Here is an 18,619-nt window from a genome sequence, read left to right on the forward strand (position 1 = left end):
CTCAGCCGGCCTGACCATCCACGCGACGCATCGTCATCGCGTACCGAAACCTCGACGACAGGTGGGTGTTGATCGTCACCTGGGCCACCTCGCCGTCGGAGGTCGTGTAGGTGCGCCGCATCTGCAACGCGGCGGTGCCCGCTTCGGCGCCGAGGCCATTTGCCATCTCGTCGGAGAGCGGGACGGCAGCGATCTCCTGGTGCAGCTGAGCGATGCTCACGCCGAAAAGGTCCTCGATCAAGGGAAATATCGGGCCGGCATGGCGCTGCAACAGCCTGCCCACCGCCGCGAAACTCCGGTTGATGTAGTACTCCGTCCGGCACAGCGGAACCGACGCGCCGTCGGCCTGCCGGTAGCCGCGGACCGACAGCCACTGGGTGCCGACCTCCAGGCCGGTCCGGCCGGCGAGCTCGTCGTCGATTATCACCATCGCGTTGGATTCGATTGTCAGCTGCGCCCCGGCGGCGAACGCGAGGAGGTCATCGATGGACATCGCGTCCTGCGCATAGGAACTCGACGCCGGCCGGGGAACCACCCGGGTGCCGGCCCGCGGGCGGGAAGCCACCAGGTTGTCCTCGCGCAGCCGGCGCAGCGCCTCGCGGATCGTGTAGCGGCTGACCGCGAAACGCTCGCACAGTTGGTGTTCGGTGGGCAACTGCGAACCCACCGGGTAAACGCCGTCGACGATCTCCTTGCGCAGGGTGCGTGCGATCTGGAGGTAGCGGTGGTCGCCCGCGATCGCCTGGACCATCATGGTCCGCCCGCGCTCGGGCGCAGCGCCAGCACGCTGCCGTCGCCGTCAGCCGAGAGGTAGAGCGTTCCGTCGGTCGCTGCGGCGATGCCGGCGAAGGGCCCCTGTGGCCCGGAGAACGGTGGCATGCCGCGCAGTGGCTTCGGCGTGACGCCGGGCGGAGGGCCGATGGGCAGCCCGGACGCGATCGTCCGCCGTGCCTCGGTGGTCATATCGAACGCGATCAACTCCTTGGCTCCGGCGTCGACGACGTAGAGCACACCGCCGTCGACCACAATGCCCTGCGGGCGCTGCAGATCGGCTATCACGGTCTCGATCCTCGACCCGCCCACGCGGATCACCCGGCCGGCACCGGCCTCTGCCACCAGACAAAGCCCGTCCGCGTCGACCGCCACCCCGACCGGCTCACGCAACTCTTTCGCCAGCACCTGAACGCCACCCGATTGCAGCGACAGCACCCGTCCGGTGCCCAGCTCCGCGAACACCGCGCCGCCGCCGCTCAGGGCGACACCGTAGAGCTGGTCGAAACGGTCGGCCAGCACCTCGGTTTCGCTCGCCCCCGGCCGGTAACGGGCGACCTGGCCGCCGGACGTGGTGACGACGAACTCGCCGGGGCCGCTTGGCGTGAGGCCGCGCAGAAACCCGGGATAGCCGGGGGTGAACAACATTGCCACGGTGCGCAGGGATCCATCCGGCTGCGCGGCGTAGAAGTACGTGCCGTCGGCGATGTAGAGCTGCCCGTCGTGGCCCACCGCCAGGTCCATGGGCCAGTTGAGGCCGCCGGCCAACACGGATCGCGTTGTGCCGTCCGGCGATATCTCGGTGATCTCGCCGGTGAAGTTGGAGACAAACAGCCGGTCGTCGACCAAGGTGCAGTTGTCCAGGCCCGGGCTCAATTGGGCGAGCAGGCGTTGTTCGCCGCTGCGGGGATCGATGCGCAGCACCTGACCGGTGGCCACCTGGGTTGAGACGATGTAGCCCTGCGCGTCGAACTTCACCGAGTCGGGCACGCCGAGACCGGTTGCGACACACTGCGGCTCGCCGCCGTCGGGGTGGACGCGCCAAATCTCGTTTGCGCCCATCACGGGGAAATACAACAGGCCGTCCGGGCCGACCTCCATCGCGTTCGGCGAGGGCACGTTCTCCAAGAGCACCCGTGGCGGTCCGCCCGCCAGGTCGAATTCCAGCAGCCGCCCACCGTCTCGGCATTCGCCGATGAACAACCGGCCCTGGTGAAACGTGATGCCGTTGGCGGACGGCACGTCGTCGCGCAGCACTCGCGTCCGGCCGTTGGTGTCGCGCACGCTGACCCGGCCGTCCATCACCTCGGTCGCATACAGATTGCCGCGGTCGTCGAACGCGACGTCGTCGGGCGCCACGATGTCGCCGCCCTTGGGGCTTGCGATGACGAGTTCCCCGGTGCGGTGATCGAGCGCGCTGATCTGACTGCCGGTCACCTGGGCGATGTAAATGCGCCCGTCCGGGCCGGTGCGCAGACCGTTGGCGCCGAACAGCCGGCTGGGTGCGGTGACCCGTTCGAGCTCCCAGCCCTCGGCGACGTCGATGGGCTGCGGCAGCGCATACCGCGAGGGCGGCGCTGAGATGGCCCCTGAGTTGGACATGCTCGCCGAGGTCCTTCCGTCAGCCGTTTGCGCTGGACGCTATCAACTCCTCTTAGTCCAGACAATAGCCGCCGACGCAGGCCGGGCCGACCTTGACAGCGCAGTCCAGCGATGGGAATAGTGTTCTCCAATGGACAGAACGCAATATTTTGTCCGGACAAATAAGTTAGCCGATCCCGCTGCGGACGCTGCCGCGTCGGCGGCGGGGGAAAGCAGGTCATGGCCGATCACGATGATCACGTGAACCTTTTGGGGCTCGACGGTCGCGTCGTGGTGGTGTCCGGCGCCGGCGGGGGCGGCATCGGCACGACCGTCACGGCCATGACCGCCCGGGCCGGGGCCACCGTGATCGCGGTGAGCCGGTCCAAGGAGAACCTCGACGAGCACATCGCTCCGCTGGCGCAGCAGGGGCTGGCGGTGGTGCCCGTCGCCGCCGACGCTTCGACCGATGAGGGTATCGCCACGGTGATCGACCACACGCGCCAAACGGACGGCAGTGTGTACGGTCTGGTCAATGTGGCCGGCGGCGCGGAGCCGTCGACGTGGATGCCGTCGACCCGGGTGGCGCGCGGCGACTGGCGCAAGATCTTCGCCGACAACCTCGAAACCGCGTTCTTCATGAGCCAGGCCGTGGCAAATGAACTCGTCGCGCGGCAACAGCATGGGTCGATCGTGTCGATCTCCTCGATCAGCGGCATGAACACCGCGCCTTTCCACATCGCCTACGGAACGGCCAAGGCCGCGATCGCCGCGATGACCCGCACCATGGCCCTCGAGTTGGCGCAGGCCGGGATTCGGGTCAACGCTGTGGCGCCCGGTGTCACCGAGACGGCGGCTTCGCGCACCTACGTCGACGAGGACCCCGAGCGAGACCGGCAGGCGATCGCGATGGGCCGCCGTGGGCGTCCCGAGGAGCAGGCCCGCGCCATCCTCTTTTTGCTTTCGGAGATGTCGAGCTATATCACCGGCCAGACGCTGCTCGTAGACGGCGGCCTGGACCTCAAGTGGAGTCACCTCGGCGCCGACAACACGTCGTTGTTCCTCAAAGACGAATCCTTCCGCGCGGCGATTAGGAGGATCCGATGACCGACCTGGACAAGGGCTTGAATCCCGAAGCGGGCGAGGAACTCTCGCAGCCGATGACGATCGGGGTCGAGGCATACATCTCGGAGGAATATGCCCGCGCCGAGCGCGACAAGCTATGGCGCAAGGTCTGGCAGCAGATCGGCCGCGTCGAGGAGCTGCCCGAGGTCGGCAGTTACCTGACCTACGACATTCTCGACGACTCGATCATCGTCGTGCGCACCGGCGAGCGGGAATTCCACGCACACCACAATGTCTGCATGCACCGCGGCCGCCGCCTGATCGACACCCCCGCGGGCGCCAAGAACGCCTGTGCGCGAACCCGAAAGTCGTTTGTTTGCGGCTTCCACGGCTGGACCTACGGCCTGGACGGCACGTGCACCCATATCCGCGAACAACAGGACTGGCGGGACGCCCTCACGCCCGACAACACCCACCTTCGACCCGTTCGAGTCGACACCTGGGGCGGTTGGTTGTGGATCAACATGGACCCCGACTGTGAGCCGCTGGGCGACTACCTGTTCCCCGCCGCGAAGATTCTGGACCCATTCGGGCTGGAGAACATGCGCTACAAATGGCGCAGGTGGCTGGATTTCGACTGCAACTGGAAGGTCGCGCTGGAGGCGTTCAACGAGACCTACCATGTCTACACCACCCATCCGGAGTTCAACAAGTTCGGCGAGTTCAAGGGATGGGCGAAAGCCCAAGGCAAGCACAGTCATATCGGCTACGACGCGCCCGAGGAGATGGAAGCGACCAAGTCCAAGATCCGCCTTGGCACCGGCGCCGATCCTCGTGTCTCGACTGCGGAGATGCAGGTGTACACGATGGAGGAAACCAACGCCACCACCACCCAGACGCTGGTGAACGCCGCCAAGCGACTGGTTCACGAATTGCCCGAGGGGACACCGGCCGACAAGGTTCTCGAGCACTGGCTGGCGTCGGCGCGCCGCGACGACGAAGCCCGTGGGGTGATCTGGCCGACGATCCCCGCCGACATCCTCGGGCAGGCCGGCACCGCATGGCAGATCTTCCCGAACTTCCAGATCGGCCAGGGTCTGACCAGCGCGCTGTGCTACGGCGCGCGCCCGCATCCCAGCTATAACCCGGACAGGTGCATCTTCGAGGTATCCGTCTTCGAGCTGTATCCGAAAGGCCAGGAGCCGCAGACACACTGGGAGTACACACCGGTCGGCGACCCCAGGTGGCGCTCGGTTCTGCCGCAGGACTTCTCCAACATGGCCGCCGTGCAGCAGGGTATGAAGTCTTCTGCCTTCCCCGGCACCAAGCCCAATCCGTATCGCGAGCGCAGCACCGTCAATCTGCACTACCAACTGTCGAAGTATATGGGCGCCGGTGAACCGCGGAAACTTTCAGGTGAGGAGCATTCACGGGCATGACGATGTACCAGGACGGTTGCGGGCCCACACAGACGCCCGATGACATCGACATCGCCGCGCTGCGCGAGAAATACGCTCACGAGCGAGGAAAGCGGCTGCGCAAGGAAGGATCCAAGCAGTACATAGAATTGGAGGACGACTTCGCCGGTTACTACGAAGTCGATCCCTACACCCCCGCGACGCCGCGCGAACCGATTGCCGAGGACATCGACGTCGCGGTGCTCGGCGGTGGCTTCGGGGGGCTGCTGTCGGCCGCCCACCTGAAGAAGGCCGGCGTCGACGACGTCCGGATCATCGAGCTCGGCGGCGACTTCGGCGGCGTGTGGTACTGGAACCGGTATCCGGGAATCCAATGCGACAACGAATCCTACTGTTACATCCCTCTTCTCGAAGAGCTGGATTTCATGCCTTCGAAGAAGTTCGCCGACGGCACCGAGATCTATCAGCATTGCCGCAACATCGGCAAGCACTTCGGCCTATATGATTCGGCGATCTTGTCCACCCAGGTACACGATCTGCGTTGGGACGCGGAGATCAAGCGGTGGCGGATCAGCACCAACCGCGACGACGACATCCGCGCCCGGTTCGTGGTGCTGGCGTCGGGCCCGTTCCACCGGCCGAAACTGCCCGGCATCCCTGACATCAAAGCGTTTGGCGGACACAGCTTTCATTCGTCGCGATGGGATTACGACTACACCGGCGGGGACGTCAGCGGCAACCTGCACAAGCTGGCCGACAAGCGCGTCGCGGTCGTCGGCACCGGCGCCACCGGCATCCAGATCGTGCCCTTCCTCGCCCGTGATGCCAAGCATCTCTACGTATTTCAGCGGACGCCGTCCACCGTCGACGCGCGCAACAACACCACGACCGATCCGGCCTGGGTCAAGACGCTGCGGCCCGGGTGGCAGCGGGAGCGACAACGCAACTTCCACTCGTGGACGTTCGAGGGCATGGCCCTGGGCCAACCGGATCTGGTGTGCGACTTCTGGACCGAGCTCGGTCGCAACACCGCGGCTCGGGTGCTCGCCCTGGACGACCCCGCTGCGATGACCCCCGAGGAGTTCATGGCCATCCGGGAGGAAGAGGACTACAAGATCATGGAGCGGCTGCGCCGCCGCATCGACACCCTGATCGAGGATGAGGCGACCGCCGAAGCGCTCAAACCCTATTACCGCTTCCTGTGTAAGCGGCCCTGTTCCAACGACGATTACCTGCCCAGTTTCAACCGTCCGAATGTCACGCTGGTCGACGTGTCCTCGAGCAAAGGCGTCGAGCGGGCGACGGAGAAGGGATTGGTCGCCAATGGTATCGAGTACGAGGTCGACTGCATCATCTATGCCAGCGGCTTCGAAATCACCACTGAGATCAGCCGCCGGTACTCGATCGAGACGATCGAGGGGCGCGACGGCCTGTCATTGTTCGACCACTGGAGCGACGGTTACAAGACGCTGCACGGGATGACCAGCCGTGGCTTCCCGAACCAGTTCTATACCGGCTTCACCCAAGTCGGCATCTCCGCCAACATCGCCGCCAACTACGAGCTGCAGGGCGAGCACATCGCCTACATCATCGCCGAAGCGCTGAAGCGGGGGGCGACCACGGTGGAGCCCAGCCGAGCAGCGCAAGAACAGTGGTGCGCGACGATCCGGGACACCGCGATCGACAACTCGGCGTTCGACGCCCAGTGCACGCCCGGCTATTACAACAACGAAGGCGGCGGCGGTGGAGAAGGAATCCGGTCACACCTGGGCGAGCCGTATGGACCCGGCTTCTACGCCTTCGAGGACCTGCTGCGGGTGTGGCGCGACAAGGGCGACCTGGACGGGTTGGTGCTCGGCACTTGAGCGAAACCCTTTCAGCGCAACTGCGATTCGATGGCCGTGTAGCCGTGGTGACCGGCGCAGGCCGCGGACTGGGTCGCGCCTACGCGAAGCTACTCGCCTCGCGTGGGGCGAAGGTGGTCGTCAACGATGCCGGCGGCGGCCTCGACGGCGACGGGGTGGACGCCGGTCCGGCCGAACGGGTGGTCGCGGAGATCGCGGCGGCCGGGGGCGAGGCCGTGGCATGCAGCGTGTCAGTTGCGACCCGCACAGGCGGCGAGTCCATCATCGCGGCGGCGCAGGAGCGCTACGGCGGCATTGACATTCTGATTCACAACGCCGGCAACGTCCGTCGCGGGTCGCTCAAGGAGATGAGCTACGAGGATTTCGAGGCCGTGTTGGACGTGCACTTACGCGGCGCGTTCAACGTTGTGCGGCCGGCATTTCCGGTCATGTGCGAGGCGGGCTACGGCCGCATCGTGCTGACGTCGTCGATCGGCGGCCTGTACGGCAACCACAACGTGGCAAACTACGCGACGGCCAAGGCCGGCGTGATCGGGCTGTCGAACGTCGCCGCGCTCGAAGGCGCCGCAGAGGGCGTGCGGTGCAACGTGATCGTGCCGGCCGCGGTGACGCGTATGGCCGAAGGCATCGACACGTCGTCGTATCCCCCGATGGGCGCCGAACTCGTTGCACCCGTGGTGGGCTGGCTTTCGCACGAGTCGTGCTCGGTGACCGGTGAACTGTTCATCGCGTTGGCGGGTCGCGTGGCGCGGGCGGTGATCGCGGAGAGCCCCGGCGTGTGCCGATCGTCATGGACGATCGAGGAAGTCGGGAGCCATCTGGATGCGATCCGACACGTCGAGGCGCCACTGATCTTTCCGGTTGTCCCCGACGGACACAATCAGCACATCCGCTACAGCTTCGAGCTGGCGCACCGCTTCGCCGACCAGGGAGCGCCCAATGGCTAGCCCGAGGGGCCCGATGGCCGGTATGCGGGTTATCGACCTCACCGCGATGGTGATGGGGCCGTATTGCACACAGATCATGGCCGACATGGGCGCCGACGTGATCAAAGTCGAACCACCACAAGGTGATAACACCCGCTACATCTCGGTGGGCCCGGCCCCGGGCATGAGCGGGGTGTTCGTCAACGTCAACCGCGGCAAGCGCAGCATCGTGCTGGACCTGCAAACCGACGCCGGAGCCCGCGCATTACGCGCTCTCGCCGAGACCGCCGACGTGTTCATCCACTCGATGCGCGCCAAAGCAATTACCAAACTCGGCTTCGGCTACGACGATGTCGCCGCGATCAATCCCCCCGTCATCTACACGAATTGCTATGGATACGGGCGTCGCGGGCCCGACCGCGACCGCCCCGCCTATGACGACACCATCCAGGCCGAATGCGGGCTGCCCGCGGTCCAACAGCAATTGACCGGCGAGGCCGATTACGTCGGCACCATCATGGCTGACAAGATCGCCGGACTGACCGCACTGTATGCGACGACGATGGCGTTGTTCCATCGCGAACGCACCGGACAGGGACAAGAAGTCGAGGTCGCCATGTTCGAGACGATGGCCTCGTTCATGCTCGTCGAACACGCCAACGGCGCGCTGTTCGACCCTCCCCTCGGCCCCGCGGTGTATCCACGAACCGTGGCGCCGAACCGCCGCCCGTATCGCACCAGCGACGGTTACATCGCAGCGCTGATCTACAACGACAAGCACTGGGACGCATTCATGAAAGCCGTGCAACCACCGTGGGCCAGCGAGGTGTATTCGACGTTGGAACAGCGCGCCCGCGAGATCGACACCGTCTACGGACTGCTGGCCAAAACCATGAAAGAGCGTTCCACCGCCCAGTGGTTGGAGTTGCTGCACGAACTCGAGATTCCGGCCGCGCCGCTGAACACGCCCGGCGCTCTGTTCGACGATCCGCATCTCAACGCCGTCGGCATGTTCGAGACGGTGGACAGTCCGCATGGCCCGGTGCGCTTCCCGGGGGTGCCCACCTGGTTCTCCCAGACACCCGGCCGCGTTGCCGGGCCGGCGCCCGAGCTCGGTGCCCATACCGCAGAGATCCTCGACGAGCTGGGGCTGGCCGTCGACGCCAACCCTGGATAACGGTTGCCAACGAGACAGATTGCCAGTGAAGGAGTTCCCCACGATGGCCGTGCCCGTCTACAAACGCATCCTCGACCTGTTCGAGGCCGAGGGTGTCAACACCCTGTTCGGCATTCCTGACCCGAACTTCGTGCACATGTTCGCCGAGGCGGACGCGCGCGGGTGGTCCGTGGTCGCACCGCATCACGAATTGAGCGCGGGATTCATGGCCGAGGCGGCGTCGCGGATGACGGGCAACCCCGGCCTGTGCGTCGGCACGCTCGGCCCGGGCATGGCCAACATTGCCGGAGCGATCCAGTGCGCGCTTGTCGAGAACTCGCCGGTGATTTTCCTCGGCGGGCAGCGGGCTCGCGTCACCGAGCGCCGGGTACGCCGCGGGCGTATCCAATTCATCCAGCAGGAGCCGCTTTTCGCCGCGTCGGTGAAATACAGCTCGTCCATCGAGTACGCCGACCAGACGGATGAGATCATCCACGAGGCCATCCGCAGGGCGATGTCCGGAACCCCGGGCCCGTCCTACGTCGAATTCCCGTCGCACGTGATCCTGGAGGAGCTCGACGTCGACGCCGCGCCGCCACCGTCGGCCTACCGGCTGGTCAAGCAGGGCGCAGGCACCCGCGAGGTGGCCGAGGCCGTCGAGCTGATCCGCGAAGCGAAGAGCCCGGTTCTGCTGGTCGGCCACGGCGTGCACACCTCCCGCACCCAGCAACAGGTCAAGGAGCTGGCGGAGCTGATGGCCTGCCCGGTGATCCAGACCTCCGGCGGCACCTCGTTCATTCCGGGACTGCAGGACCGGACGTTCCCCTACTTGTTCTCCCCGGCCGCCAACGAGGCCGTCGAGGAATCCGACCTGTGCGTCGCACTGGGAACCGAGCTCGGCGAGCCGATGCACTACGGCCGGACCCAGCATTGGGCCGCCAACAACGCGAACCGCAAGTGGGTGCTCGTCGAGCAGGACCCAACCGCCATCGGCGTCAACCGCCCGGTCGACGTGGCGCTGGTCGGCGATCTGCGCGGCGTGGTGCCGCAGCTGGTCGACGCGCTCAAGGATTCCCCACGCAAACCCGCACCCGCGCTGCAGGTCCTGATCGAAAAGGATACGAAAGAGCTTGCGGATATGGCGGAATCGGCACCGTCCGGGCATTCGCCGATTCATCCGGCCCGCTACGTCGTCGAGGCCACCAAGGCGTTCAACGAACTCGAGGACGGGATTCTCGTGCGCGATGGCGGCGCCACCGTGATCTTCCAGTGGACCTACTCGCAGTCCAAGCCGCGCGACGTGATGTGGAACCAGAACTTCGGCCACCTGGGCACCGGCCTGCCGTACGCGGTCGGAGCCTCCGTCGCCGAGGGGGGCAAGCGCCCGGTGATGCTGTTGACCAGCGATTCGGCGTTCCTCTTCCACATCGCCGAGTTGGAAACCGCTGCGCGGCAAAACCTTCCGCTGGTGTGCGTGGTGGGCGTCGACCACCAGTGGGGTCTTGAGGTGGGCGTGTACAAGCGCACCTTCTCCCAGCCGTCACCGCAGCCAGGTGTGCACTGGAGCAAGGACGTCCGGATGGACAAGGTTGCCGAGGGCTTCGGCTGCCACGGTGAGTACGTCGAGAAGGAAGAGGAGATCGGCCCGGCGATCGCTCGCGCCTACGCCAGTGGCAAAGTCGGTGTAGTGCACGTGTGCATCGATCCGAAGGCCAACTCCGAGGAGATGCCCAAGTACGACCGATTCCGGACGTGGTACGCCGAAGGCACCCAGTAAGAAAAGGACGATGTCATGCGCGAATACCTGAAGTTCTACATCGACGGCCAGTGGGTCGACCCGGTGCGCCCCAATGCCTTCGACATCGAGAACCCGGCGACAGAACAGGTTTCCGGGAAGATCTCGCTGGGGTCGGCGGCCGACGTCGACGTGGCGGTCAACGCCGCCCGGCGAGCCTTCGCCGGTTGGTCGCAGAGCACCCGCGAACAGCGTCTGGACCTCTTGCAGGCCATCCTCGCCGAATACCAGAAGCGGGCGGACGACCTCGCCGAGGCGGTCACCGAAGAGATCGGAGCGCCGCCCTCGCTCGCCGCCGGGCCGCAGGTCTTCCTCGGCATCGGTCACCTGACCACGGCCATCGACGCGCTGAAAAACTTCGAATTCTCCGAACAAAAAGGGGCGACCCTGATCACCAAGGAGCCGATCGGCGTCTGCGGTTTGATCACCCCCTGGAACTGGCCGATCAACCAGGTCGCGGTCAAGGTCTACCCGGCGCTGGCGACCGGCTGCACCGTCGTCCTGAAACCCTCTGAGGTAGCCCCGTATTCGCCCTACATCTTCGCCGAGATCCTGGATGCCGCGGGCGTGCCGGCCGGGGTGTTCAACCTGATCAACGGCGACGGCGCGGGGGTCGGTGTGGCCTTGGCGAGCCATCCCGACATCGACATGGTGTCGTTCACCGGATCCACCCGCGCCGGCGTCGATGTGGCCACGAACGCCGCCGCGACCGTGAAACGAGTGACCCAGGAGCTCGGCGGCAAGAGCCCCAACATCGTCCTCGATGACGGCGGCTTCACCCAAGCCGTCAGCGCCGGCGTGGCCAACATGATGCCCAATTCCGGGCAGAGCTGTAATGCCCCCTCGCGCATGCTGGTCCCGAATTCCCGGATGGACGAGGCCATCACCATCGCGCGTGAGGTCGCCGAACAGGTTCCCGTGGGCAGCGGCGAAGCGAAGGCCATCGGTCCGGTCGCGTCGAGGGCACAATTCGAAAAAGTTCAGCGCCTGATCCAGCAAGGCATCGACGAGGGCGCGACCGTGGTCGCGGGAGGCCCGGGCCGGCCGGCGGGGCTGGAGAAGGGCTACTACGTCAAGCCCACCGTCTTCGCGCATGTCACCAACGACATGACGATCGCCCGCGAGGAGATCTTCGGGCCGGTGCTGTGCATCCTCGGCTATGACGATCTCGACCATGCCGTCGAGATCGCCAATGACACGCAATACGGCCTCGCCGGTTATGTTTCGGGGGCCGACCTCGACACGGCACGCGAGATCGCCCGCAAGATCCGCGCGGGATGGGTGACCATCAATCACGCGTTCGACCTGAACGCCCCATTCGGCGGCTACAAGCGCAGCGGCAATGGTCGAGAATGGAGCGAGTTCGGCTTCCACGAGTATCTGGAGGTCAAAAGCACCCTGGGTTACGCGCCCGACAAGACCTGACGCGTCAGGCCGAAATCCCCACGCTGCACGGCGGAAAACACCTCGCGTGTCCTCCACCTGATTCTGTGCGCCCGCCTCTAGGCTGGCTTGCTGAACTCAACAGGAGGAGCAGCGACGTATCGGCATCAACCATGGCGCCGGGCGAAATGGTAGTTACGGCGCGCTGACAGCAAGCACAGAGCCGGGCGGGTCTCACCCCGCGCCGGCTCGCCGTACTCGGCCCCGATGGGTGGCCCCGGTGCGCCGGGTTGGCCGGTTGGCGATCTGGGACCGGCCGGAGCGGGCCAGTGGAATCCCGGCACTCGACGGGCTGCGCGCGATCGCGGTTGCGCTGGTGCTCATCGGGCACGGCGGCATCCCGGGCGTCAGCGGCGGATTCATCGGCGTCGACGTGTTTTTCGTTCTCAGCGGATTCCTGATCACCTCGCTGCTCCTGGACGAGCTGGGACGCAGCGGTCGTATCGAGTTGACCGGCTTCTGGATCCGGCGCGCGCGCCGGCTGCTGCCCGCACTGGTGCTCATGGTGCTCACCGTGGCCGCCGCCCGCCAGCTGCTGCCCGACCGGTCGCTGACCGGCCTGCGCGACGACGCGATTGCCGCCTTCGTGTGGATGGCGAACTGGCGATTCGTCGCCCAGAAGACCGACTACTTCACCCAGGGCGCTCCACCCTCGCCCCTGCAGCACACCTGGTCACTCGCGGTGGAGGAGCAGTATTACTTCGTCTGGCCGGTGCTGCTCATCGCGGTCACCCTACTGCTCGCCGCCCGCGCGAGGCGCCGCTGTTCCCGGGCCACCGTCGGTGGTGTGCGCTTCGCCACTTTCCTGATCGCCACCCTCGGTGCCCTGGCTTCGGCGGCCCTGGCCATCGTCTCGGCGTCGGATGGCACCCGCGACCGGATCTACTTCGGCACCGATACCCGCGCGCAGGCGTTGCTGATCGGTGCCGCGGCCGCCGCCCTGTTGGTGCGTGACTGGCCGTCGATGAACCGCGGTTGGTGCATGATCCGCACGCGGTGGGGGCGCCGGGTCGCCCGGGTTCTGCCGCTGTTGGGTTTGGCCGGATTGGCCGCGGCGACGCACTACGCCACCGGGGCCGGCGGAGAATTCCGCCACGGCTTGCTGATTGGAGTCGCGATTGCGGCGGTGATCGTCATCGCACCCGTCGCCCTGGAGCAGCGCGGAGTCGTCGCGCACGCGCTCGCGTTGCGCCCACTGGTGGGGCTGGGAACCATCTCCTATGGGGTCTATCTGTGGCATTGGCCAATCTTCTTGGCGCTGAACGGCGAACGCACCGGATGGTCGGGTCTGCCGCTATTCGCTGCCCGGTGTGGCGCCACGCTGTTGATTGCCGCAACGTCGTATTGGCTGCTCGAACAACCCATTCGGCGATGGCGCCCGGCGCGGGTGCCGCTGTTGCCGCTGGCGGCCGCGAGCGTTGCCAGTGCGGCCGCGGTGACTCTGTTGGTGATTCCGGTGGGCACCGGGCCCGGCCTGCGGGAGACCGGGCTACCGCCCGGCGTCTCGGCCGTCGCGGCGGTCTCGCCGTCGCCGCCCGGCGCGAGCCGGCCTCGAGACGCCAACCGGCCGTTCACCGTCTCGGTGTTCGGTGATTCGATCGGGTGGACCTGGATGCACTACCTGCCCCCGACGCCCGGGTTCACGTTCCTCGACCACACTGTCATCGGATGCAGCCTGGTGCGTGGCACGCCGTACCGCTACATCGGCCAGACTCTGGAGCAACGGTCCGAGTGCGACGGCTGGCCGATTCGTTGGTCGACCCAGGTCAGCCGCGACCAGCCAGACGTCGCGTTGCTCGTCATCGGCCGCTGGGAGACGGTGGACCGGGTCAACGAGGGCCAGTGGACTCACATCGGCGACCCGACCTTCGACGCCTACCTCAACGGTGAGCTCGAACGGGCGCTGAACATCGTGGGCGCTACCGGTGTCCGCGTGGTGGTTGCTACCGTTCCCTACAGCCGGGGCGGTGAAAAGCCGGACGGCCGGCTGTATCCGGAGGACCAGCCGGATCGGGTCAACCTGTGGAACACCATGTTGCGCAAGACCGTGAGCCACCATCGAGGAGTCGCGATCCTCGATCTGAACAAGAAGCTGTGCCCCGACGGGGTTTATACCCCCAAGGTCGATGGCATCAAGGTGCGCAGCGATGGCGTTCACCTCACCCCCGAAGGGGTGAAGTGGCTCACGCCGTGGCTCGAGGAATCGCTGCGCTAGACCCTAATCGCTTGTGCGGCAGCTGATCTCCATGCTATCGCTCTCGCGGACCTGGAAGTTGAAGCTGACGTAGCCGTTGTCCTGGTTGCGCACGCGATCGAGATAGGGCGCCAGGTCGGCCGAGCTGGCGTTGTCGGCGATGACCAGTGCACCCGTGGACAGGCGGGGCTCCAGCATCTCGATCACGGGTAAGTACAGGTCTTTCCAGCCGTCGAGCAACACGAAATCGACCGGTCCCCCCAAGTCCGCCAGCGTGGACAGCGCGTCGCCTTCCAGGATGGTGATGACGTCGTCCAGGCCGGTCTCGGCGAACGTCTGCTTGGCCGCGGCGATCTTGGTGTCGCTCAGCTCGGTGGTCACCACCCGGCCGGCGCCGTTGTCGCGCACCGCGGCGGCCAGATGCAGCGCAGAGATGCCGAACGACATGCCGAATTCGACGACGGTGGCCGGACGGGTGGCCCGCACCAGCGAATACAGCAGCCGGCCGGCGTCCCGCGTCACCGGGATGTAGAACTCGCTCATCGCCTCGGTGCGTTCCTGCGTGGTCATCGGCCGGTCGAACGCGCCGCGCCGCTCGCGCAACAGCGCCATCTGGTTTTTCGCCTCCGCATACATGCGGTCGAGCGTCGAAGCGACCCGGGCGTCCTGCAACGTAGTGGTCATGGCACCGAGCCTAGGCGCGCGTCCTTAGCGGGCGCTGGGAGAGCCGCGGAGGGTGTCAGGGATCCGCTAAGCGGTTTGACGACGCCGCGCACCGGTGTCACTATGGACCCCGCAAGCACCTCGGTAGGTGAGGCGTCTGCATGGATACAGGCCACTGACCCCGAACGTCGAGAGACGCCCCGGGTCAGGACAGCTCTTCCCGGACCCAAGGGTTGAGCCCAAGTGGCTTCCGGAATGTTACGGATACGCCGTGCAGTGCCGAAGCTCCGACGAGAGGGGTGCGGCCCGCGGTTTGTGTCGTGGGTCTTTCCAACCTCTTTCGTTCAGGTGAATGTGGCGACACCCGCGTGTGTCTTGGCCGTGAGGAGGTGAGGGCGAGATGAGTCCTGGCGATAGTCCGTATCCGAAATCCGTCTTGTCCCGATCCGGTTCCGGCATTTCTTTCACCGCCTGACCTCGTTGGTCTTGCGCGGTTGACACCCGTGCCGACGCCGATCGGGCTCCTGTCAGGAGAAGATCATGGCTTTTGTCGTCACGCACCGTTTTTCTGCGGCATCCGAGCGTGGACGGTCGATGCTGCGGGCAGGCCGGTTGGTGGCCAACAGGTTTCACCGGCGGGCCAGCTTGACCCCGCAGGAGCGGGCCAACCTGTACGTCTCGCGGATGCCGATCGCGATGGTCACCGCATCGCTGGGTGGCCACGTCGCGGGTTCCGACAGTAACCACCGTTGAACCACTGCCTGGGCGGCGGGCGTCCCAGCGGCGCCCGTCGCCCCAGGCTCGTTGAACGCCGCATCACCAATGCGTCCCCGCGACGTGAGAATCGCCCCAGATAGCGAGAATGCAATGACTTCGATCGACACCGGCGGCGGCCGCCGCACCCCGGTGGTCGGCGGGACCTCTAGCGCGCCGGAGGGCGCATCCTTGCCGGCCCGACGCCCGGCCGTGGTGGATTCCGCGCACGTCGGCGACATCGTCGGCGCGTTCGGGCGCATCCGGCGCGACGGGGACGGCGCGTCCAGTGGACGCTGGCGGCGGCTGCGGACGTTGGCCGTGATCACCGGGCCCGGGCTCATCGTCATGGTGGGTGACAACGACGCCGGTGGCGTCGCGACCTACGCGCAGGCGGGCCAGAACTACGGCATGGGCCTGTTGTGGACGTTGGCACTGCTGGTCCCGGTGCTGTACGTGAACCAGGAGATGGTACTGCGGCTAGGTGCGGTGGCCCGGGTTGGGCACGCGCGCTTGATATTCGAGCGGTTCGGCAAGTTCTGGGGCGCCTTCAGCGTTGGTGATCTGCTGGTCCTGAACGCGTTGACGATCGTCACCGAATTCATCGGTGTCGCATTGGCTCTCGGCTTCCTGGGTTGCCCGAAGATCATCGCCGTCCCGGCCGCCGCCGTGCTGCTGTTCGCCGTGGTGGCCGGCGGCTCGTTTCGCCGTTGGGAGAGGTTGATGTTCCTCCTGATCGCGGTGAATGTGCTGATCTTTCCGATGGTGTTCCTGGTGCATCCGACCGCCAAAGCAACCGTGGCCGGCCTGATCCCGCAATTCCCCGGCGGTCTCAACTCGACGGTGTTGCTGCTGGTGGTCGCGATCGTGGGCACGACGGTCGCGCCGTGGCAGCTGTTCTTCCAGCAGTCAAACGTGGTGGACAAGCGCATCACCGCCCGCTGGATCCCTTACGGCCGAGCGGATTTGGCGATAGGAATCGTTGTGGTCATGGTCGGCGCGACGGCGCTGATGGCCGTGGCGGCGTTCGGATTGACCGGCACCGCCGATGCGGGTCACTTCACCGATGCGGGCGCGGTCGCGGCGGGATTGTCGAAGCATCTGGGTCGCGCGGTGGGGGTGCTGTTCGCGATCATCCTGCTGGACGCGTCGCTGATCGGCGCCAACGCCGTCGGCCTGGCGACCACCTATGCGGTCGGTGATGCTATGGGTAAGCGGCACTCGTTGCATTGGAAGATCCGCGAGGCCCCGCTGTTCTACGGCGGCTACGCGATACTACTCGCGGTGTCGGCGGCGATCTCCTTCAGTCCCAACCACGTCCTGGGCCTGGTGACCCAGGGCGTACAGGCACTCGCCGGTGTGCTGCTCCCCTCGGCCACCGTATTCCTGGTGCTGCTCTGCAATGACCGAGCGGTGCTGGGGCCGTGGGTGAACACGGTGCGACAGAACATCATTGCGTGGAGCATCGTGTGGTGTCTGGTGCTGCTGTCGCTAGCGCTGACGGCGGCCACCTTCTTCCCCGATCTGTCGACGACCACCATCGAGGCTGGTCTCGCGGCCGGCGCGGCGCTCGGCATCGTCGGCGGTGCCGCGCTGATCATCATGGGTACACGACACCGGCACCTGACCGAGGCCGAAGCCATCGCGCGGACGCTCGGTGGCGGCCTGGACCCGCAAGAGGTCGACGAACTCGAGGACGCTTCGTCGCTGACGCGTGCCGAGAGACGGGCGGTACGGCGCCAGGACCGGTCGGCTTGGCAAACCCCCAACGTCGCGCTGCTCGATCGGCCCACGATGTCACCGATGCGCCGGGCGGGGCTGATGACCCTGCGGGTTTACCTGGTGGTGGCGGTAGTTTTCGTCATCATCAAGATCATGCAGGCCGGTGTTGTCGGGCCGGCCGCCTCATTCTGAGTTGGTTGGCAGCAGAACAATTTTCCCGTGCGTGTGCCGCTGCTCGAGTTCGGCATAAGCGTCAGCTACCCGGTCCAGCGGGTAGGTCGCGGCGATGTCGAACTCGATGGCGCCCGAGACGATCAGGTCGGCCATCTCCGCGAGCACCTCGGGCGTCGAGGCTTCCATGCTGCCCTCGGCCTTGGCGCCCACCTCGCCCGCCTTCTGAAACGAGATGATGGTGTCGATACGCTCGGGCGCCACGCCCAGATCGACGGCCAGCTGAACGTAGTCCGGACCGAACAGGTCGATGAACGCGTCGATGCCATCCGGCGCCGCGTCATGCAGCCGCCCGGCGAGTCCGTCACCGTAGGTGATCGGGCTGACGCCATGCGCGCGCAGCCAGTCGGCATTGCCCGGGCCCGCAATGCCGAGCACCCGCGCCTTGCGCAAGGCCAGCAGCTGCACGACAAGGCTGCCCACCCCACCCGCGGCGGCCGACACGGCGATCGTCTCACCGGGTCGGGGCGCCACCGCGCGGACGGCCGCATAAGCGGTCGCCCCAACCACGTACAGCGAACCCGCTGCCTCCCAACCGAGTTCGGAAGGTTTACGGATCAACTGGTTGACCGGGACCGCCGTGTGGGTGGCATGGCTGGACCGGCGCATGCTGAATCCCAAGACTTCGTCGCCGACCGAGAATTCGGTGACCCCGGGTGCCACTGCGGTGATGACGCCGGCCAGATCGCTACCCTGCCCGGAGGGAAAGGTGGCCGGGAACATCTCGTGCATCGCTCCGACGCGGATACCGGCTTCCCCGGGGTTTATCCCCGCGGCACGCACTTCGACGACGACCTCGCCCGGTCCGGGGGAGGGCATCTCGATGTCCGCGACGTACAACACCTCACGTCCCCCGTAACGGTCGAACCGTACCGCGCGCGCTGCAGCCGTCATACCGATCTCCTTCCAACACGAGACGTGTCACCCACGTCAGCATAGGCATGTCAAAGTGCTACCCACCGGACGCCGAGTGGGCCTATGTTCGTAGCAAGCCTGGTTTACCCCAGTGTTTCGCCGGCGGCGTCGGGAGCCGCGG

The 18,619-nt window shown here is 66.3% G+C and carries 14 protein-coding genes and 1 riboswitch; of the genes, 10 read left to right on the forward strand and 4 right to left on the reverse strand.

Going from position 1 to position 18,619, the window contains the following annotated elements:
* Position 1 precedes the first annotated feature (1 nt).
* Together AC5Y4F_RS21190 and AC5Y4F_RS21195 are read right to left on the reverse strand one after the other, a co-directional pair.
* Positions 2–751, reverse strand: coding sequence for a GntR family transcriptional regulator (locus AC5Y4F_RS21190; RefSeq protein ID WP_499998595.1), 750 nt, complete (start codon positions 749–751; stop codon positions 2–4).
* Positions 751–2,373, reverse strand: a complete 1,623-nt coding sequence (locus AC5Y4F_RS21195) for an SMP-30/gluconolactonase/LRE family protein (protein WP_067932966.1) — start codon at positions 2,371–2,373, stop codon at positions 751–753. The genes AC5Y4F_RS21190 and AC5Y4F_RS21195 overlap by 1 nt, the downstream gene beginning before the upstream one ends.
* A 219-nt stretch (positions 2,374–2,592) precedes the next feature.
* Between AC5Y4F_RS21195 and AC5Y4F_RS21200 the strand changes: the two genes are divergently transcribed.
* The 8 genes from AC5Y4F_RS21200 to AC5Y4F_RS21235 all read left to right on the forward strand — a co-directional run bounded on the left by AC5Y4F_RS21200 (position 2,593) and on the right by AC5Y4F_RS21235 (position 14,235).
* Complete coding sequence (locus AC5Y4F_RS21200; protein ID WP_067932965.1) at positions 2,593–3,459, forward strand: SDR family NAD(P)-dependent oxidoreductase; 867 nt, start codon at positions 2,593–2,595, stop codon at positions 3,457–3,459.
* Positions 3,456–4,856: an aromatic ring-hydroxylating oxygenase subunit alpha gene (locus AC5Y4F_RS21205; protein WP_499998376.1), complete on the forward strand. Its 1,401-nt coding sequence runs from the start codon at positions 3,456–3,458 to the stop codon at positions 4,854–4,856. Before AC5Y4F_RS21200 ends, AC5Y4F_RS21205 begins: the two co-directional genes overlap by 4 nt.
* Positions 4,853–6,700, forward strand: coding sequence for a flavin-containing monooxygenase (locus tag AC5Y4F_RS21210; RefSeq protein WP_067932961.1), 1,848 nt, complete (start codon positions 4,853–4,855; stop codon positions 6,698–6,700). The genes AC5Y4F_RS21205 and AC5Y4F_RS21210 overlap by 4 nt, the downstream gene beginning before the upstream one ends.
* Positions 6,697–7,647 carry an SDR family NAD(P)-dependent oxidoreductase gene (locus AC5Y4F_RS21215; RefSeq protein ID WP_499998379.1) on the forward strand — a complete coding sequence of 317 codons (951 nt, stop codon included), beginning with the start codon at positions 6,697–6,699 and terminating at the stop codon, positions 7,645–7,647. Before AC5Y4F_RS21210 ends, AC5Y4F_RS21215 begins: the two co-directional genes overlap by 4 nt.
* A gap of 13 nt (positions 7,648–7,660) precedes the next feature.
* Positions 7,661–8,803, forward strand: coding sequence for a CaiB/BaiF CoA transferase family protein (locus AC5Y4F_RS21220; RefSeq protein WP_067932958.1), 1,143 nt, complete (start codon positions 7,661–7,663; stop codon positions 8,801–8,803).
* Between the two features lie 43 nt (positions 8,804–8,846).
* Positions 8,847–10,559 carry a thiamine pyrophosphate-binding protein gene (locus AC5Y4F_RS21225; protein WP_499998382.1) on the forward strand — a complete coding sequence of 571 codons (1,713 nt, stop codon included), beginning with the start codon at positions 8,847–8,849 and terminating at the stop codon, positions 10,557–10,559.
* A gap of 15 nt (positions 10,560–10,574) precedes the next feature.
* Positions 10,575–12,002, forward strand: a complete 1,428-nt coding sequence (locus AC5Y4F_RS21230; protein ID WP_067932956.1) for an aldehyde dehydrogenase family protein — start codon at positions 10,575–10,577, stop codon at positions 12,000–12,002.
* 238 nt (positions 12,003–12,240) lie between these two features.
* Positions 12,241–14,235 (forward strand): acyltransferase family protein, encoded by a 1,995-nt coding sequence (locus AC5Y4F_RS21235; protein ID WP_067933047.1) that lies wholly within the window; start codon positions 12,241–12,243, stop codon positions 14,233–14,235.
* A gap of 3 nt (positions 14,236–14,238) precedes the next feature.
* On the opposite strand, the gene AC5Y4F_RS21240 is transcribed toward AC5Y4F_RS21235, so the two are convergent.
* Positions 14,239–14,898 carry an O-methyltransferase gene (locus tag AC5Y4F_RS21240; protein ID WP_067932954.1) on the reverse strand — a complete coding sequence of 220 codons (660 nt, stop codon included), beginning with the start codon at positions 14,896–14,898 and terminating at the stop codon, positions 14,239–14,241.
* A gap of 112 nt (positions 14,899–15,010) precedes the next feature.
* Positions 15,011–15,183: riboswitch (M-box (ykoK) riboswitch) on the forward strand.
* Between the two features lie 234 nt (positions 15,184–15,417).
* Here AC5Y4F_RS21240 and AC5Y4F_RS21245 point away from each other — a divergent pair.
* Positions 15,418–15,630, forward strand: a complete 213-nt coding sequence (locus tag AC5Y4F_RS21245) for a hypothetical protein (RefSeq protein ID WP_067932952.1) — start codon at positions 15,418–15,420, stop codon at positions 15,628–15,630.
* A 114-nt stretch (positions 15,631–15,744) separates the two neighbouring features.
* Complete coding sequence (locus tag AC5Y4F_RS21250; RefSeq protein ID WP_499998387.1) at positions 15,745–17,544, forward strand: NRAMP family divalent metal transporter; 1,800 nt, start codon at positions 15,745–15,747, stop codon at positions 17,542–17,544.
* Here the strand turns inward: AC5Y4F_RS21250 and AC5Y4F_RS21255 are convergent.
* Positions 17,536–18,477 carry an NADP-dependent oxidoreductase gene (locus AC5Y4F_RS21255; protein WP_499998390.1) on the reverse strand — a complete coding sequence of 314 codons (942 nt, stop codon included), beginning with the start codon at positions 18,475–18,477 and terminating at the stop codon, positions 17,536–17,538. The two genes, AC5Y4F_RS21250 and AC5Y4F_RS21255, sit on opposite strands and share 9 nt — an antisense overlap.
* Positions 18,478–18,619 lie beyond the last annotated feature (142 nt).

The sequence above is a fragment of the Mycobacterium sp. NGS56 genome (assembly GCF_059812425.1).

Coding starts and splice junctions, on each gene's coding strand:
- AC5Y4F_RS21255 (WP_499998390.1), bottom strand. CDS start 18,477: ATGACGGCTGCAGCGCGCGCGGTACGGTTCGACCGTTACGGGGGACGT.
- AC5Y4F_RS21200 (WP_067932965.1), top strand. CDS start 2,593: ATGGCCGATCACGATGATCACGTGAACCTTTTGGGGCTCGACGGTCGC.
- AC5Y4F_RS21240 (WP_067932954.1), bottom strand. CDS start 14,898: ATGACCACTACGTTGCAGGACGCCCGGGTCGCTTCGACGCTCGACCGC.
- AC5Y4F_RS21190 (WP_499998595.1), bottom strand. CDS start 751: ATGGTCCAGGCGATCGCGGGCGACCACCGCTACCTCCAGATCGCACGC.
- AC5Y4F_RS21195 (WP_067932966.1), bottom strand. CDS start 2,373: ATGTCCAACTCAGGGGCCATCTCAGCGCCGCCCTCGCGGTATGCGCTG.
- AC5Y4F_RS21225 (WP_499998382.1), top strand. CDS start 8,847: ATGGCCGTGCCCGTCTACAAACGCATCCTCGACCTGTTCGAGGCCGAG.
- AC5Y4F_RS21245 (WP_067932952.1), top strand. CDS start 15,418: ATGGCTTTTGTCGTCACGCACCGTTTTTCTGCGGCATCCGAGCGTGGA.
- AC5Y4F_RS21220 (WP_067932958.1), top strand. CDS start 7,661: ATGGCCGGTATGCGGGTTATCGACCTCACCGCGATGGTGATGGGGCCG.
- AC5Y4F_RS21210 (WP_067932961.1), top strand. CDS start 4,853: ATGACGATGTACCAGGACGGTTGCGGGCCCACACAGACGCCCGATGAC.
- AC5Y4F_RS21230 (WP_067932956.1), top strand. CDS start 10,575: ATGCGCGAATACCTGAAGTTCTACATCGACGGCCAGTGGGTCGACCCG.
- AC5Y4F_RS21250 (WP_499998387.1), top strand. CDS start 15,745: ATGACTTCGATCGACACCGGCGGCGGCCGCCGCACCCCGGTGGTCGGC.
- AC5Y4F_RS21205 (WP_499998376.1), top strand. CDS start 3,456: ATGACCGACCTGGACAAGGGCTTGAATCCCGAAGCGGGCGAGGAACTC.